We start from the raw sequence: 16,635 nt of genomic DNA, 5'->3' as shown, positions 1-16,635 counted from the left end.
TGTTTTCGTGCTTACTGAAAAAGGGAGTTTAACAGTAAACCCACAGATTTCTGTGGGTTTTATTTTTATCTTGAAAGTTTTACAGAATACGAGCTGGTAATGTATTTTGTTGATTGGTAGGAAGAATTGCATACCATGCCGGATAATCTGTAATTCTGATTTTTGGGAACCATAGTGTAGCCTATTTTTCCGGAAGCTATAGGAATCTTTTTAAAGAAATTGTTTCCGCTTACTGTAAGCACCATATTACATGAGGATTGGTTTTCTATGGAAAGAGAGGTCCTTGGGTTTCCCGGATCATCATTATTGAGAAGATCATTAAGAACATCGGCGGTTTCGGGCTTATAGGTCCTGATCAGTTCGCTGTATTCTCTTTCTGTACTGGCTGCACTGCCGGAATTACCTGAGGGGAAAGGTTTTCTTATCGGATAGTTTCCATAATTAGCATTACAGCTGGTAAGGATAATGGATATACCTATAAAGACCAATCGCTTTTTCATACGGTTTATTTTTTTGCTTTTTTCTTTTTCGGGATCGGTTCTTTTGGATCCGTTTGTGGTTTATTATCTGTTTCCGCCGGAGACTGCCCCGGATTGCCAATCGTTATAAATATACTTTTCTTAATCTCCTTTTTAGAGAAGTATTTCAGGTCGCAAACATTGCTGCTTAGGGTATAAGAACCCTTATTAATGATTACAACGTTTTCTCCATGTGCAGGGACTGCTAAATTATAATAATCTTTTCCTTCAATCCTTAAAACGATATTACAATCCGAATTATTTTTAAACAGCAGGATAGCCTCTTTTCTGGTAATATCCTCACTGAGCATTGCATTCAGAAGCTTTACTGTCTTTTCTTTGTGCTCTTCAGATGTTTCAGCTATCAGCTTCTTAAACTCTTCAGCTTCACTGGAATTTGGGCTCCTCAAGACGCTTTTGGGAATATCAGAGATAATAGGTCTTGCTTCCATAGGTTTGGCAGTATGAGCTCCTTTTGTCCACTCTGCATTTTTTAGAGCAATGAGTTTAGGTTTAAGAACAGCCCTTTTGGGATCGTCAGGATGTGCGTTCTTTAAATATTCTTCAATTTCCTTGATTTTTGTGCTTTTAAGAATGTCTTTGGTGCCTTTTTGGGCATTAGTAAAGATGGGGGTAAGGAAAGTGAAAAATAAAATCGTCAAAAATTTTTTTTTCATCAATGTATGTTATTTCATCAGCTGATCCGGAATTTTATATAGGTTATAGTCTTTCCTTTAGCTGAAAACAGTTCTTCATAATGTGTTTTAATATCTCTCAAATGTTCCGTATCCGGATCATATTCTGGTGCACCATAAATATCATGGTGAGCGCTAATAATATCATAACCTGCTCCCTGTAAATAGCCGAGTGTATATCCATGTAAGAATTCTGAATCTGTTTTTAAATGAATAATACCACCTGGTTTCAGGAACTTTTTATACCGGTCTAAAAAGTCCGGATGTGTCAGTCTATGTTTTGTTCTTCTATATTTGATTTGTGGATCAGGAAAAGTAATCCAGATCTCATCTACTTCGTTTTCAGCAAAAAAATGATCCACAAGCTCAATCTGGCTTCTTAAAAAAGCTACATTATTCATATTGCTTTCTACAGCTTCTTTGGCACCAAACCAAAACCTGGCTCCTTTGATATCAATTCCTATAAAGTTTTTTTCAGGAAATGCTTTTGCGAGACCCACAGAATATTCACCTTTTCCACATCCTAATTCCAATACAATTGGATGGTCATTTTTAAAGAAATCTTTTCTCCAGTTACCTTTCAGTTCAAAGCCTTTCAGTGCATCCTCTCTTGTAGGTTGGATAACATTTGGTAATATTTTGTTTTCTGCAAATCTTGCTAGTTTATTCTTGCCCATTGAATTTATAAAATGACTGCAAAAATATGAAAAAATTAACGATAATAATTAGATCTGTTTACTTTTAACTACAATGGGTAGTATAACAAAAAGAGGATAAAAACTATTCGGGATAAAAAGGAAAGCTAGTTTCCTAATGCTACCATAATAGGCCGCTGGACCGTTTTTTGGGAAGCATATTGCGCACCACATACCAAACTGGTAAAAAGATACTGTCCTTTTTCTATCACCACAGAGCTTTCCCCTTTTGAAGGCACAGCAAGTCTGTATTTGGTAGTACCCACTCCCTCCATTCTTACAATAATATTACAGTCTGATTTATTTTGGATCAGGACGATACATTCTCTTGCATTAGGATCATTGTCAAATAAAGAGTTAAGTATTTTGACGGTTCTGTTTTGATGTTCGGTAGGGGATACTGCCATCAGCATATTGAATTCTTCAGCCTCTGCGTCCGGAATAGCTGTATTATTGGTTGTATTGGCTACAAATGTATTTGTACTGGTACTCGGAGTATATACTGCGGTAGACTGTTTTGCAGCAAGCTCGGCTTTATATTTTGCAATCTGTTTCTGTTTGATAATAGCATTCATTTCATCAAAGCTGATCTTGGTAGATGGTCTTCTTCTGAGCAGGGCAAGCATTTCCTGCATATCTTTGACCTTTTGATCCTCAGGATGGGCATTTTTGATATACTCTTTCATCAATTCCATGACCCGGGGCTTTAATATAGACCTTCGCGGATCATCAGGATGAGCATCTCTTAAGAAAGCATTGATCTCGTAGATGTTGTTGCTTTTTATAACATTGGTGTAGTCTTTTCCCTTTTTTTGGGCAGACAGATTAAAGAACAGTACTGAAACAAGAAGTAAAAGTAATTTTTTCATTAATAATAGTAAGTTAGAAATGGATACTTTCTCTTAATTTGGTTTGGTGGTAATTAGTGTTAACTATAACGAAATAGTATTGTTTTTATTTTAAACACAAAATTGTGACCTAAAAATACGTATATTTTTGAATAATAAAGAATTTTCTTTAGCGAAATTTCAGTCTTCAGAAACTGAAAACGGTTGGTTGTAACAGATAAGCAGACAGTTCGCTTATAAAAAATAAACCATGAAGTATTTTCATGGTTTATTTGTATTATTTTCTGAATCTATTTGCAGGACAGATAAGTCGGCATTTATTTATCAATAATTTCCTGAAGATGAGAGTTTCTTAATCTTTTCTGATAGATTGGAATATATTTTTCAATTGGGATTTTGATAGCTTCAAAATTTCCTGCCAGTACATAAGGCTGAATGTTTTCAGAGGTATATACAAACTGCAGGAAGTTATCTATCAGGTTTTCCGGGATTTTAAACCTCAGGAAATAATCCTTTCCTAAATAATTTTTTATTTGACTTACAGAGCCATTCATTCTTTCGTAGGCAAGGTAACGCTGTTTTTTCTTCCTTTCTCCGGAGAGCATATCATAAATGCTTTCCAGGCTTAATGTAAGTCCGCCGTCTCTCAATCCTGCAACAGGAAGCTCTGGAGGAGTGCCGTCACCCTTGGGCTGCGGCAGGCCGATTACTTTTTTGAGGGCAAGGCTCTTATCCTCTTTTCTGATAGAGTTTACATCATACCGAAGGTTTCCGGTAGGCTTGAATCGGGTGAGTACTATTTCCTGTATTTCATAATACGCTATTTTGAGCTCAATTAAGTTTTTCTGTTCTATTAACTGCGGGGTTAGTTTGATATCTTTTCTCTCTGTAACAATAGAGGTAAAACGGATAACATCCCCCGGATTGGCAGGAATATTAAAATTTCCATTATAGTCTGTGAGCACAGTCTTCTGGGAATTAAGATTGGTAACATAAACCTGATTAAGGTATAAAATAGAATTATCTCTTAGAAATACCTCTCCGGAATATATTTGAGCATTGATTTTTGCAAGGAAAACCAATAATAATAGAGTAAACAGTTTCTTCATATAATGGGGCAAAATTACATAGAAATACAGCAATTTGTTCCTATTATGATAGAGAATAGAGGTTAAAGTTATATTAAACTTTAGTATTAAATTGTTAATGAGTGTTATAAACTTAGTTTTAAATATGTTTAATGCCGAAAAAAGGGCCTCTTACACATTTATAATTGTCTTTACCTGTGTTTTACCAAAAGCCAGCTTGAATACTTTATCTCGAGTCCTGATCCATGTTCTGTCCAGCTGATAAAATACCAATAAGTAGCAGTAGGTACATATCTGCCGCCTAATCTTCCATCCCATGTATATTTATTTTCAGGAGTTCCTCTGAAGACTTCCGCGCCATATCTGTCAAAAACCCTGAATACCAGGTTATCATTGGCCATTAAAGCCGAATAGTTTATGCCTTCGTTGTATCCGTCACCATTTGGAGTAATGGTATTGATAAGATTAATGATCGCAAATGATTTTTTAACCTCTTCACACAATTTGGAATCTCTTACAAACGCTGTGTGGGCTCCTCTCGGCACGTTTTGAAAAACATTTGAACTCTGCCATACCACACCGTCCAGAGAATACTCATAAGGAGGGGTACCACCGCTTGCCCCTATCTTTACAGTAGTTCCGTCAATTTCAATAGACGTAATAATGGGAAGTGGTAATTCTGTGACGTTGACGTGCTGCCTGTACACACAACCGTTCGAGGTAAGATCTACCCAATAGCTTCCTACAGGAACATTGGTGATAGAAGGCGTTGAAGCTCCTGTACTCCACAAATATTTGTCAAATCCCGGGCCCGCATCCAGTGTGGTGGTCATTTTAGGACAGATAGCCTGATCCTTCAGCAGGTTTGATTTTTTAGGAATTTTAATGGTGATTTTAATAGAAGCCACTTCCGGGCATACTCCATTTTTTTCAAAACGGATGTAATAGGTCTGAGACATAGTAATATTCACAGCCGGGGAAATAGGATTGATGTTATTCTGTGCCTCAGACAAGCTTCCGTGGAAAGTAAAGGTAACTGCAGGGTCTGTTGTGAACTGAGCTATGTACTGTGATAAATTAACTGATTTTATTCCGTCTAAGTCATCATCACATACATCCTGGTTAGCCGATGTTATTAATAATTGCAATTTGCTTCCGATACTGAATTGTAAAGGTTTAATCACTGTTGCACATCCATCCGGAGAATCTACTCTGATATAGATGGTTACAGGACCGGTATAGCTCCAGGTATTAGAAAGCGTATTAGCATTTCCGGCGGTAGCATCTGCGAAGCTGGCATAATACCGAACATTTGTAAAATATGTAGGATTGTTAAGGACAATAGCCGTGATATTGGGTAAAATAATATTCACAGTACCATCCAGGTTATCGTCACAGAAGACGCCATTGTAGTTATCTAATACGATGGCTTTGTTGTATAGATTGAGGGTTATTTTAGCTATGCTTTTGCAGCCAAGATTGTTTTTTACTACAGCATATACAATAGTTCCGTTCGGCGCAGAATATGAATCCGGAACCGCAATCAGGGCAGCCGGATTTTCTGTCTGGGCATCCGTAAGGGTAGGATAATAGGTAATGGTAACAGGGGAATTATTTGTGACGTTTGCAGTGGTTAAATTAAATACACCAAGCCCATTAATATCACAGGCACTTAAGGTTCTGTCTGTTACAGTAAGGGCGAGAATATTGATGGTGACAGTTATGGTTTCGCAATCCGGAAAATCAGGATCATTTCCACAGAAAGTATAGGTAAAAGTATCCGTTCCTGCAGTACCCGGAGTATTAACGGTATAGGTAATGATTCCGGTAACCGGATCTATAGCTGCTGTACCCAGGGTAGGAGCTGTTGTAATGGCCACTGTAGCTGGTACAGGAGTCTGTAGTGAACTGCTAAAAGCTGGTGTTATGGTTTGGGTGGTACATACATCATAAGTGGCTGTATTGAGCTTCGTACAGTTCAACACTTTATATTGCCCGGTAACTAAAGGAGCACAGCGCCCCATGGTTACAGTACATGTGTAATAGCCTGATTGAGTAGGAGTAATAGAAGATCCCGTAGCTCCGGTAATTAAAACTCCGTTTCTATACCATTGGTAAGTGTCATAAATAATAGGATCTACAGTAAGGATAATTCCCGGCGCGCAGTCTCCTCCTGATTTTATAATGACAGGCTGAGTAGGGAAGCCTGCAAAAAAGCCTCCATATCCTACTGCATCACTTCCTGCATTAATGCCGGCAGTAATTGCTTTATCTGAAACTATGGTTATCGTTCCGGTTACATTGGGTATTCCATAGGTCACCCAATTGGTTGTACCGGTCATGTCATATGGCCCTGTATTTGCTGGTGGGGTTGCCCCGTTCACTGTTACATTCGCTCCTCTTTCTGTAATAAGGTTTAATTTTGTTGGAATATTGAGAATCCCCGAAGGGTTTCCATTGGAGTAGACAAAATTTTCATTAATAAAACCAAGTTCATTAATCTGCTTTGGTAAATAGCAATTCAGGGCTGGGATAAAATTGAATCCACCGGTTGCTACCTGATTTAAAGCATTGTCGCTTCCTGCTAATATTTGATATACATATGCGTTTTTAGATGTTTTAACATACAGGTTGTAATGTCCTCCACCCTGCAAACTGTATTTTGTATCGGGAATTACAAAATATTTTCCCGTATTGATGGTCGCTATAGGTACAATTTCATTATTTACATAGATCTGAGTATTGTCTTCGGTGGCAATCACTACAGCACCCTCCATATTGGTTCCTACGCTTCCATTGCCTTTTACAAGGGCAAACTCATTACCAAGCCTTTCTACCGGTACAGCCTGATCCATTAAAATATCCGAACTTGAGGGGTAGTCGCCGGCATACTGTCCGTTAAAGTTTCCATTGGTAATATTTACCGGCTTGTTTGCGGTGATCTTTGATCCTATAAAGCCGTCAAAATTTCCGATACTGTTCCCGATACCATCAATTATATAAGACTGTCCTTTGTTTAGGGTAAAAGTCATCGTAGGATTAGTTGTTCCGGTAGTTCCATTTGAAAACTGTACAAGCGGGCTGTATCCTGTAATTGTGACTGTAGTATTATCTTCTGTAGCTAAAACACTGGTCATAAAGTTAAGGATAGTATTGCTTACAGAGAGCGGTGCAGATGCTGCATAGAAGTTTTTTCCGGTCGCCGGGATTCCTTTGGAGGTAATGATTTCTGCATGGTTGTATACGGAGAATCTTAAATTAGCATAGAAAGGAAATTCTGCTTTTAAATATAATCCTTTTGTGGTGGGGGTAAATAAGTCTGCCTGCTGGGTGGTAATAATATATTCCCTCAGTACATCAAACTTTTGAGGATTGTTTTTACTGATGTTCACCGTTCCGATCAGAATATTGTTATTGTAAATATTAACCGGAAAAGGAGTGGTTCTATTGGTAGATAGATAGATTTTCTGATAAGGATTGGGGCTGCCAGTTCTGTCTATCATTGGGGCAAACCAATGTTCTCTGTCTAATTGGGCAAAGGTAAAGGTGAAAATAGAAAATATAAATAGAAAAGATAGAATTTTCTTCATTCAGTATTAGTATTTATCACAAATTTAATAATAAATGATATTAAAACCTTGAAAAACTAATAAAAAAACCACGACTTTAAGATCGTGGTTTTGAAAATTGTATTTCTAATTTTTTACTCTCTGTTTTTTACTAAAATCCAGCCAGTGAATTTAATGGCAGTTTGCTTACCGGTTGGTTCGGTCCAGCCTATTTCATACCAATAATTTCCTGTAGAGATTTTCTTATTTCCGTCCAGAGTTCCATTCCATTTGTATCCGTTGGATTTATCCGCCTGATAGACTTTAGTTCCGTATCTGTCGAAAATGTTAATAACGAGATTGTTTTTATTGGCTAATGCAGAATAATCAATAGCATCATTTACCCCGTCATTGTTAGGTGTAATTACATTAATCAGGTTAGGAATTGTAATATCTACCTGCAGTGGTGTACAATTATAGTCATCCTTTACATATACGCTTGTGTTACCTCTAGGCATATTGGTAAATATATTAGAATCCTGCCAGTTAAGGTTATCAATAGAATATTTATAAGGAGGAGTTCCACCTATTACATACACTGTAATTGAATTGTTTGAAATATCAATATTAGAAATTACAGGCTGTTCAGAAGCATATACTTTTACCGTTTGTAAGGTAACACAGTCTCCTGTTTTAAGTTTTACCCAATACGTTCCCACGCCTACATTCTGTATAGCCTGAGTTGTTGCTCCTGTGCTCCATTCGTAGCTTTTAAATCCAGGTCCTGCATCAAGTGTTGTTTTATTTTCCATACAAATGATCTTGTCAACCAATAGATCAGACTTAACAGGTGGTAATACGGTTAAAGTGACTTCTGCCACTCTGTAACATCCATTGGTGTTGGATACTTTCACATAAACAACCCCCGTTGGAGCTATATAAGCTGTTGGGTTTAGAATTTCATTGGTTCCTGCATGGGCATCAGCAAGAGACGGGTAGTATTTCTTAGTATAATTACCCGGATCGTGAACCAGTGCATTGGTAAGATTGAACAGACCTGTTGCGGGGTTTGATTCAATGAAACAAGTTCTTAATGAAGCATTCTTTACTACAGGGCTCTCAGATATCGTTAAGTTTAATGTTATTTCTTCACAATCTGTAAATTCAGGATCATTGCCACAGAACTGATATACGATGGTATCCGGTCCTATATATCCGAAAGAAGGGGCATAGCTTATCACTCCCGTAACAGGATCAATGATGGCATTACCATGAGTAGGAGGCGTAAGAATGGTTACTGTTCCCGGAACTACAGTTTGGGTAGAGTTGGTGAATGTTGGAACAATCTGCTTTACAACATCACATACGGTATCAGTTAAAGTAGTTTTCTTAAGGCAAGTGAATACTTTATATTCCGGGGTAACTACCGGGGGACATGTCCCAACAGTAATTTTCACAGTATAACGCCCTGATTGTGTAGGAGTATAAGAATTTGTTGTTGCTCCAGGAATAGGTGTATTGTTTCTAAACCATTGATACGTGTCAAAACTGTCTCCTACTTCCAATACTAATCCCGGGATACAATCTCCGGTTTGTTTTGCAATCACAGGAATTGAAGAGAATCCTGCAAAGTATCCACCATATCCCACTACACCACTTCCTCCGGAAATACCTGCTGTAACAGCTTTTGTAGAGGTTATGGTAACGTTGCCGGTAATATCCGGAACTGAATAGGATACCCAATTGGAGGTTCCACTTACAGGAAATGGTCCCTGAGTTGCCGGTAGTGCAGCTCCATTTACGGTAACGGCAGCTCCATTTTCAGTCAGAATGTTTAATTTAACAATATGATTGGATAGGGTGGTATAATAAGGAAGGTCTTTGATCTTTCCAATTTCATCAATCTTTCTTGGAAGATAACAGTTTAATGGCGGAATATAATTGAATCCAAGAGTAGCATTGCTATCTGCAATACCTGCCATTAATTGATATACATATACATTTTTTGTTGTTCTTATGTACATGTTGTAATGATTATTTCCTTGGTTGATATAATTGGTGTTGCTTGCTTTATTCACTCGGTAACTTTCTCCCTCAGCAAGAGTAACAACTGGAGTAGTTCCATTGTTGATATATACCTGGGTTCCACCTTCAGTAGCAATGATTAAAGCGTCTTCCATTCTTTTACTGATGTTGCCATTTCCCTTTACAACTACAAATTCATTTCCTAATCTGTCCACGGGTACAGACTGGTCCATAATAATATCGGAACCATCCCAGTATCCTGTTGAAGGTATAGCAAACTGGCCATTAAAGTTTCCATTGGTAACAGAAATAGGTTTGTCTGATTCTATTTTGGCTCCAATGAAGGCTTCTTTGTTCATTGCTTTATCCCCTGTTCCTTCAATAATGTAAGACTGCCCTTTATTAAGGGTAAAAGTAATAGTGGGGTTGGTAGCACCTGTCCAGCCATTAGTAAATATAATATTAGCACTATAATTGGAAACAGTTACTTTTGTATTGTCCTCTGTAGCCAAGATACCTGTGGTGAAATTATATAAACTTCCCAACTCTTCAATAGGAGCTGTAGCGGCATAGAATTTTGTACCGATTCCTGCTTTACCTTTTGATGTTAAGATCTCACCATGACTGGATACTGAAAATCTATAGGTAACGAAATAAGGTTTTGTTCCTTTTGTATATAAGCCTTTATTACCCGGGGTAAAAAGTTCACCATTGGTACTGGCAACCATTCTGTTTAAGGGTACGTCATATGTTTGAGGAGAACCTTTACTGATGGTAACAGTAGCCAATAAAGCACCATTGCTGTATATTTCTACAGGAAAGGGCGTGACAGAATCTGTAGAAAAGTACAAAGCCTGCTTGGGATTGCTGAGTACTGTTGATCTGGCTGCCATAGGAGCAAACCAATGTTCTGTATCTCTTTGGGCAAAGAGCATTTGGACTGCCGCAAAGAATAACAGAAAAACGGATAGAATTTTCTTCATAGATGTAAAATTAGATTTTTACAAAAATAATAGAATAATTGGTTAGTATTGAAAATATTTTTAATATTAGTTGCCAAATTAATAAATATACGTGCATTGCCTACTTGTGATTGATAAATTATAGCTAAAATCTGATATTCGCTTTTTTTCATCAAATCCTCACATTTCATTGAATTTTTGACTTTATTGAGTTGGTATTACTTAATGTGGCTGCGTAAGAAGTGTTTTAAAATAAAAAACCACGATGATTATCGTGGTTTCTAAAAAGTATGAAAGTATTCTATTCTAAATTTTTTACTAAGATCCAGCCTGTATACTTTATTGGAGTTTTTTCTTTATTAGGCTCGTTCCAATTGATATGGTACCAATAGGTTCCTGTTCCCAGTTTTTTATCGAAATGTCTTCCGTCCCATTTGTAGTTATTAAACTTATTTCCGGTAAAGACCATGTTTCCATATCTGTCATACACTACAAAAGAAAGATTTTCTTTATAAGCCAGCTCGCTGTAGTCTATATAATCATTTACATTATCTCCGTTAGGGGTAATTGCATTTAATAAATTAGGAACAGTGATCTCAACAGAAACCGGAGTACAATCGTAGGCATCTTTTACATAGAATGTATGCTGTCCTCTTGATAATCCTCCAAAGGAATTAGAGTCCTGCCAGTTTACAGTTCCGTCAACTGCGAATTTGTAAGGAGCCTTACCTCCGGTTACAATAACAGATGCACTGTTATTGTTAATCTCAATTTGCTGGATAACCGGATCTTCAGCTTTTCTTATTCTTACAATCTGCGTTATGAAACATCCGTCTTTACCCAATATTACAGAGTATTCACCCACTCCTACATCTCTGATCCCTGAAGTAGTAGCTCCTGTGTTCCATTGATAAGAGTCATATCCAGGTCCTGCATCAATATTGGTTTTAGCATCCATACAGATATACTGGTCTACAAGAAGAGGCGATTTTTTGATAGGCAGTGCAATAAGCTCAATTTTTGCATTGGCAGTACAGCCTTCAGCTGTTGTTATTTTTACATATACAAATCCTCCTGTAGCAGGGAAGTTGTCGGGAGTTGTAATTTCATTGATGCCTGCGTTAAGATCAATAAGGGTACGGTAATATTTTTTTACAACTGCATTATAATCAGTTACTTTAGCTTTAGTAAGGTCAAAATAGGCATAAGGGTCTACATCATACCAACATGCTTTAATGCTGGTATCCTGTACGATGAAAGGAACTACTGTAAGATTTAAGGTAATTTCTTCACAGTCGATAAACTCGGTAGCTGCTCCACAGAATTTATACACAATTACATCTGGTCCCAGGTAGTTGGCATTCGGAGTGTAGGTAATTTGTCCTGTTGCAGGATTGATAACAGCTGTTCCGTGAGTAGGAGCACTGATAATCATTACTGTACCTGGCGCAGGCGTTTGGGTAGAAGACGTAAATGCCGGTGTAATAACTTTAGTGGAACATGCATTGAGAGCCTGTGTAGTGCGCTTTAAACATGTTTGTACTTTATAGATAGGAGTAGTAACGGGAGGACAAGTCCCCATGGTTACTTTCACGGTGTAATTTCCTGATTGGGTAGGAGTGTAGGTGAATGAAGTTGCACCTGCTACAGCCGTCCCGTTGCGGAACCACTGATAGGTTTCATAGCCATCATCTACTTCCAGTATTAATCCCGGAACACACTCTCCTGTTACTTTTGCAATAACGGGAATTGATGAAAACCCTGCAAAATATCCTCCATATCCTGCAGTACTGTATCCGCCGTTAATCCCTGCGGTCACCGCTTTGGTAGAAGTGATGGTTACATTTCCTGATATATCATTGATAGCATACGTTACCCATTGTGTATTTCCCGTAAGTGGGTAAGGGCCTTCAGCGGCTGTCGGGGCAACGCCGTTTACGGTTACTGCAGCTCCGGTTTCAGTTAAAATATTTAATTTTACATGGAGATCACTTGGGGTAGTGCTTGCACCAGATGTGCCAAGTGGCATTTGGTTGATCTTTCCAATTTCGTCAATCTTTCTTGGAAGAAAACAGTTTAATGGTGGTATATAGTTGAATCCATTGGTAGCATCACTATTATCTATTCCAATAAACTGGTATAAATAAACATTTCTTGAAGTTGAAATAAGCATATTGGAATGAGCTCCTGCACCGGGTTGGGTAACATAGTTGGTCTCATTGATTCTATACCATCCTCCCGCATTAATGGTCTGAACAGGAGTGGTAGCCCCATTTAAATATATTTCAGTATTGTCTTCTGTAGCTACGATAAGGCCTCCTTCCATATTAAGATTGGGAGCTGTGGATCTTGTTTTTACCATAGCAAAGGTGCTTCCAAGTCTGTCTGTAGGAACAGACTGATCCAGAATAGGGTCTGAGCCACTTGGGGCAGAAGAAAAATTTCCGTTACAGCTTCCGTTGGTAAGGGTTACAGGTTTGTCTGCAACAACTTTAGCACCAATAAAGCCGCTAAGGTTTGCTGTATTAGTTCCGGTACCGGCAAAAATAAAGGCCTTTCCTTTGTTTAGTGTAAAGGTCTGGGTGTTTCCTGTAGGTGTACCATTATAAAACTGAACTCCGGTTCCATTCCAGGTTACTGTTACTGTAGTATTGTCTTCCGTAGCCAAAATTCCTGCTGTGAAATTATTAATACTGTTAGATGTATTTGTATTAGGAGGGGTAGCAACATAAAACTGTTTTCCAATACCTGCTTTTCCTTTGCTGGTGATAATTTCACCATGTGCAGATTGGGCAAGTCTTAAACTGCAGTAGAAAGGTTTGTCTCCTTTCAGATACAATCCCTTTCCAATAGATTTGAAAGCATCGGTAGTTGCTGAAGTGGATACCAGACTAGGATCAATAAATTCAGACTGGGGATTACCTTTACTGATTGTAACAGTAGCAATCGGAGTAGGATTATTATTGTTATATATTTTTACATCAAAAGGAATTACAGAATCTGTGGATAAATAGATCCTGTTGGAATAGTTGCCGGCATTACTGAAGTAGGGCGCTATCCAGTGTTCTGTATCTCTTTGAGCAAATACTGTGTTAATTGTAAAAAAAACCAATACTAAGCCAAGTAAAAATCTTTTCATGTGTTGGGAATTAGGATTTCTACAAAATTAAAATAAAATTTTAAATATTGTTAAAAAAATACTAATAAATACGATGAATTATTCTCGATTTTTAATTAAAAGCCAATCCAAATGTGAAACTGGTAATTGTATACCCGGTTCTGCCCATTTAAAAAAAATTATGATAAAGGACCGCAAATCTATTAAGTAATAATTGATTTTTAGCATGGAGAATTCTATGAATACTTACTTGTTGAATATTTAAATTCATGTTATATTGTGTTCATATTAGCTGGAATACTGCATAAAAAATCCCGATGAATTTCATCGGGATCAAATATTTTTTTGAAAGCTTGATTACACTAAGCTTACTCTTACAAATCCTGTTACTTTTAGGTCTCCGTTTACAGATTTTACATAGTCAGCAACTGAGATACTTCCGTCTTTAATAAAGTCCTGGTGTACCAAAGTGTTGTCTTTGTAGAATCTCTGCATTTTACCTTTAAGGATATTATCGATAATGTTTGCAGGCTTACCTTCTTCAGTAAGTTTGTGTCTTTCGATCTCTAATTCTTTATCGATAGTTTCCTGAGAAACTCTAGTTTCGTCTAAAGCAATTGGGTTCATGGCAGCAACCTGCATAGAAACAGCTTTAGCAGCTTCGTCAGCCCCGTCTACTTTAGCAGAAAGAGAAGTGATAGCAGCAATTTTGTTTCCAGCGTGGATATAAGCTCCTAAGAAATCTCCCTGAATTCTTTCGAAAGATCCAATCTCGATTTTTTCACCGATAACTCCTGTTTGCTCAATTAATTTTTCAGCAACAGTCATTCCGTGGAAATCAGTAGCTAAAAGCTCTTCTTTAGTAGCCGCGAAAATAGCCATTTCAGCTAATTCATAAGCTAATTCAATGAAAGCTTCATTTTTAGCAACGAAGTCAGTCTCACAATTTAAAGAAATAACAACCCCTAAAGTATTGTCTTCATTTACTCTTGCAATTACCGCTCCTTCAGCAGACTCTCTGTCAGCTCTGTTAGCAGCAACTTTTTGTCCTTTTTTTCTAAGGATATCTACCGCTTTTTCGAAGTCTCCTTCAGCTTCAACTAGAGCTTTCTTGCAGTCCATCATACCTGCACCTGTTTGGTTTCTTAATTTCGCTACGTCAGCAGCAACTGGTGTATAAGACATAATATCTATTATTTTTTATTTAAGATTAGTATTAATTTTTAGCTTAATTTTAAAGCAGTGCAAAGATAATGATTTTAATGATAAACTAAAAAATGACTTTTCACGTTATTAATATATTTAATACTATTTTAAAGTTTTGATTAATGAAAAAATTCTTCTTCCTTCTATTTATATGCATTTTTTCTCTTGGTTTTTCCCAAAAAAAGAAAAAATCGAAATCTAAAGCTGTTATAGAAAAAGAAACAGTAATCATCTATACAGAGCAGGAAGCAGAGATTTCTAAAGAAGCAAGAATAATAGCAGGTTTCCTGAAACAAAATCCCGGCCACGCAAAAACAGACTATTTTAAAAGAAAGCTGATGGAAATTATCATGGCTGATAATTCTCCTGAAGCAAAACCTACAATCAAACCGATCGGCAAAGAAAAGATTGAAAAAATAGTAAAAAACAATGAGCTGAATAGTGGCAAAGTGTTGGCTGCCAATAAATCTTCTGCTGCTAATAATAAGGTCTCCACAGCTAATAATACAGCTGCCGCTATTGATGCATTAAAAGAAGAAAGAAGTGTAAGCTATGCTTCGGTAGGTTCAGCAAAAAGTGCAGGCTCTTCCATGTCGGGGGCGAGTGAAGAAAATAAAAGAAGGGCGGCCATGCTTACCCATCTCTTTAGCAATGATATCAATAAAAATGAAGCCTACGTCAATATTAAAAACAGGTCCAGTTGTAATCTGATCGTAAAAATAAATGGTAAAAAATATTATAATCTGAGTGTTCCTGCTAAAGGGGAAAACTTTATTCTTATAGATAAAGGAGAATATATATTGACCACCATGGTGTGTGATGCAAAATATTCTTCATTAAAGAAAATTAACCAGGACATTGAAATTGCTCTCAATGTTGCGGATTAGAAGAAGACTAGAGCTTAAAAAAGGGTTAAGAAAATATTTCTTAACCCTTTTGTTTTTTTATCCTTTAAACTGACCCATCGCAATGAATTTATCTTGTCTCTGGGTTTCAAGCTCTTGCCCTGTAAATTTGGAAAAAGCTTTTATATTCTGTAAAATAGAACTCTTTAGATTTAAATAAGTGGTTTCCGGATCATACTGAGCCCCTCCAAGAGGTTCCTCAATGATTCCATCAATGAACTTTTCTCTTAAAGCATCCTGTGGAGTAAGGTTTAATGCATTGGCTGCATCTTCTTTGTGATCCCAGTTTCTCCATAGGATGGATGAGCAGCTTTCCGGTGCAATTACGGTATACCAAGTGTTTTCTAACATATATACCTTATTTCCTACACCTATTCCCAATGCTCCACCACTAGCTCCTTCTCCAATAATGTAAGTGAAAATAGGAGTTTTAAGCTGAACCATTTCAAAAATATTTCTTGCAATAGCTTCACCTTGTCCTCTTTCTTCAGCTTCTAATCCTGGATATGCTCCGGGGGTATCTACTAAAGTTACAACAGGAATATTAAACTTTTCAGCTAGCTTCATTAGTCTTAAAGCTTTTCTGTATCCTTCAGGATTTGGCATTCCAAATCTTCTGTACTGTCTTTCTTTAGTTGTTCTTCCTTTTTGAGTTCCTATGATCATCACTCTTTGACCATCCAGGGTAATCAATCCTCCAATCATTGCCGGATCATCAGCGAAGTTTCTGTCTCCGTGAAGTTCCAGAAAACTGCCTTTGTCTGCCATTCCGTTGATATAGTCTATAGTATATGGACGATCCGGATGACGGGACAGTTGTACTCTTTGCCAAGGTGTAAGATTTTCGTAGATTTCTTTTTTCTTTTCTAAAATCTTATCCTCAATCTGGCTGCATGCTAATTTTACATCAACACCACTTTCTTCTCCTACTAAAGAACAGGTCTGGTATTGATCCATTAATTCTTTGATAGGAAGTTCGAAACTTAAATATTCCATTTCTTGAAGTAAATTAAATCTTTCAAATGTA

General features: G+C 37.2%; 11 protein-coding genes. 1 reads left to right on the top strand and 10 read right to left on the bottom strand.

The genetic code is table 11. The annotated features are described in order from the left end of the window. Positions 1 to 65 precede the first annotated feature (65 nt). From MP477_RS08370 to tsf, 9 genes are all read right to left on the bottom strand, one after another. Positions 66 to 500: a DUF6759 domain-containing protein gene (locus MP477_RS08370; protein WP_257190005.1), complete on the bottom strand. Its 435-nt coding sequence runs from the start codon at positions 498 to 500 to the stop codon at positions 66 to 68. A 5-nt stretch (positions 501 to 505) separates the two neighbouring features. Continuing rightward, complete coding sequence (locus MP477_RS08365) at positions 506 to 1,195, bottom strand: DUF6759 domain-containing protein (RefSeq protein WP_257190004.1); 690 nt, start codon at positions 1,193 to 1,195, stop codon at positions 506 to 508. Positions 1,196 to 1,212: 17 nt separating this feature from the next. Further along, positions 1,213 to 1,890, bottom strand: a complete 678-nt coding sequence (gene trmB / locus MP477_RS08360) for a tRNA (guanosine(46)-N7)-methyltransferase TrmB (RefSeq protein ID WP_257190003.1) — start codon at positions 1,888 to 1,890, stop codon at positions 1,213 to 1,215. A 125-nt stretch (positions 1,891 to 2,015) separates the two neighbouring features. Next, positions 2,016 to 2,777, bottom strand: coding sequence for a DUF6759 domain-containing protein (locus MP477_RS08355; protein WP_257190002.1), 762 nt, complete (start codon positions 2,775 to 2,777; stop codon positions 2,016 to 2,018). A gap of 296 nt (positions 2,778 to 3,073) precedes the next feature. After that, positions 3,074 to 3,865 carry a hypothetical protein gene (locus MP477_RS08350; protein ID WP_230037416.1) on the bottom strand — a complete coding sequence of 264 codons (792 nt, stop codon included), beginning with the start codon at positions 3,863 to 3,865 and terminating at the stop codon, positions 3,074 to 3,076. Between the two features lie 170 nt (positions 3,866 to 4,035). After that, positions 4,036 to 7,434 carry a T9SS type B sorting domain-containing protein gene (locus MP477_RS08345; protein WP_257190001.1) on the bottom strand — a complete coding sequence of 1,133 codons (3,399 nt, stop codon included), beginning with the start codon at positions 7,432 to 7,434 and terminating at the stop codon, positions 4,036 to 4,038. A 113-nt stretch (positions 7,435 to 7,547) separates the two neighbouring features. After that, complete coding sequence (locus MP477_RS08340; protein WP_257190000.1) at positions 7,548 to 10,400, bottom strand: T9SS type B sorting domain-containing protein; 2,853 nt, start codon at positions 10,398 to 10,400, stop codon at positions 7,548 to 7,550. Between the two features lie 280 nt (positions 10,401 to 10,680). Continuing rightward, a complete protein-coding gene (locus tag MP477_RS08335) occupies positions 10,681 to 13,518 on the bottom strand; it encodes a gliding motility-associated C-terminal domain-containing protein (protein ID WP_257189999.1) in 2,838 nt (945 codons plus the stop codon). Positions 13,519 to 13,854: 336 nt separating this feature from the next. Beyond that, positions 13,855 to 14,682, bottom strand: a complete 828-nt coding sequence (tsf, locus tag MP477_RS08330) for a translation elongation factor Ts (protein ID WP_047488703.1) — start codon at positions 14,680 to 14,682, stop codon at positions 13,855 to 13,857. Positions 14,683 to 14,825: 143 nt separating this feature from the next. Between tsf and MP477_RS08325 the strand changes: the two genes are divergently transcribed. Further along, positions 14,826 to 15,590: a DUF6759 domain-containing protein gene (locus MP477_RS08325; RefSeq protein ID WP_257189998.1), complete on the top strand. Its 765-nt coding sequence runs from the start codon at positions 14,826 to 14,828 to the stop codon at positions 15,588 to 15,590. 57 nt (positions 15,591 to 15,647) lie between these two features. Here MP477_RS08325 and MP477_RS08320 read toward each other — a convergent pair whose 3' ends face one another. Continuing rightward, positions 15,648 to 16,604 carry an acetyl-CoA carboxylase carboxyltransferase subunit alpha gene (locus MP477_RS08320; protein WP_047488710.1) on the bottom strand — a complete coding sequence of 319 codons (957 nt, stop codon included), beginning with the start codon at positions 16,602 to 16,604 and terminating at the stop codon, positions 15,648 to 15,650. Between the last annotated feature and the right edge of the window lie 31 nt (positions 16,605 to 16,635).

The sequence above is a fragment of the Chryseobacterium sp. WG23 genome (genome assembly GCF_024586575.1).
GTDB lineage: Bacteria > Bacteroidota > Bacteroidia > Flavobacteriales > Weeksellaceae > Chryseobacterium.
Note: the sequence above shows the minus strand (reverse complement) of the source record. Positions and strands in the feature narration are given on the sequence as shown.

Bases quoted from the DNA above. Each gene is read 5' to 3' on its own strand.
- MP477_RS08370 (WP_257190005.1), bottom strand. From the start codon at position 500: ATGAAAAAGCGATTGGTCTTTATAGGTATATCCATTATCCTTACCAGC.
- MP477_RS08365 (WP_257190004.1), bottom strand. From the start codon at position 1,195: ATGAAAAAAAAATTTTTGACGATTTTATTTTTCACTTTCCTTACCCCC.
- trmB (WP_257190003.1), bottom strand. From the start codon at position 1,890: ATGGGCAAGAATAAACTAGCAAGATTTGCAGAAAACAAAATATTACCA.
- MP477_RS08355 (WP_257190002.1), bottom strand. From the start codon at position 2,777: ATGAAAAAATTACTTTTACTTCTTGTTTCAGTACTGTTCTTTAATCTG.
- MP477_RS08350 (WP_230037416.1), bottom strand. From the start codon at position 3,865: ATGAAGAAACTGTTTACTCTATTATTATTGGTTTTCCTTGCAAAAATC.
- MP477_RS08345 (WP_257190001.1), bottom strand. From the start codon at position 7,434: ATGAAGAAAATTCTATCTTTTCTATTTATATTTTCTATTTTCACCTTT.
- MP477_RS08340 (WP_257190000.1), bottom strand. From the start codon at position 10,400: ATGAAGAAAATTCTATCCGTTTTTCTGTTATTCTTTGCGGCAGTCCAA.
- MP477_RS08335 (WP_257189999.1), bottom strand. From the start codon at position 13,518: ATGAAAAGATTTTTACTTGGCTTAGTATTGGTTTTTTTTACAATTAAC.
- tsf (WP_047488703.1), bottom strand. From the start codon at position 14,682: ATGTCTTATACACCAGTTGCTGCTGACGTAGCGAAATTAAGAAACCAA.
- MP477_RS08325 (WP_257189998.1), top strand. From the start codon at position 14,826: ATGAAAAAATTCTTCTTCCTTCTATTTATATGCATTTTTTCTCTTGGT.
- MP477_RS08320 (WP_047488710.1), bottom strand. From the start codon at position 16,604: ATGGAATATTTAAGTTTCGAACTTCCTATCAAAGAATTAATGGATCAA.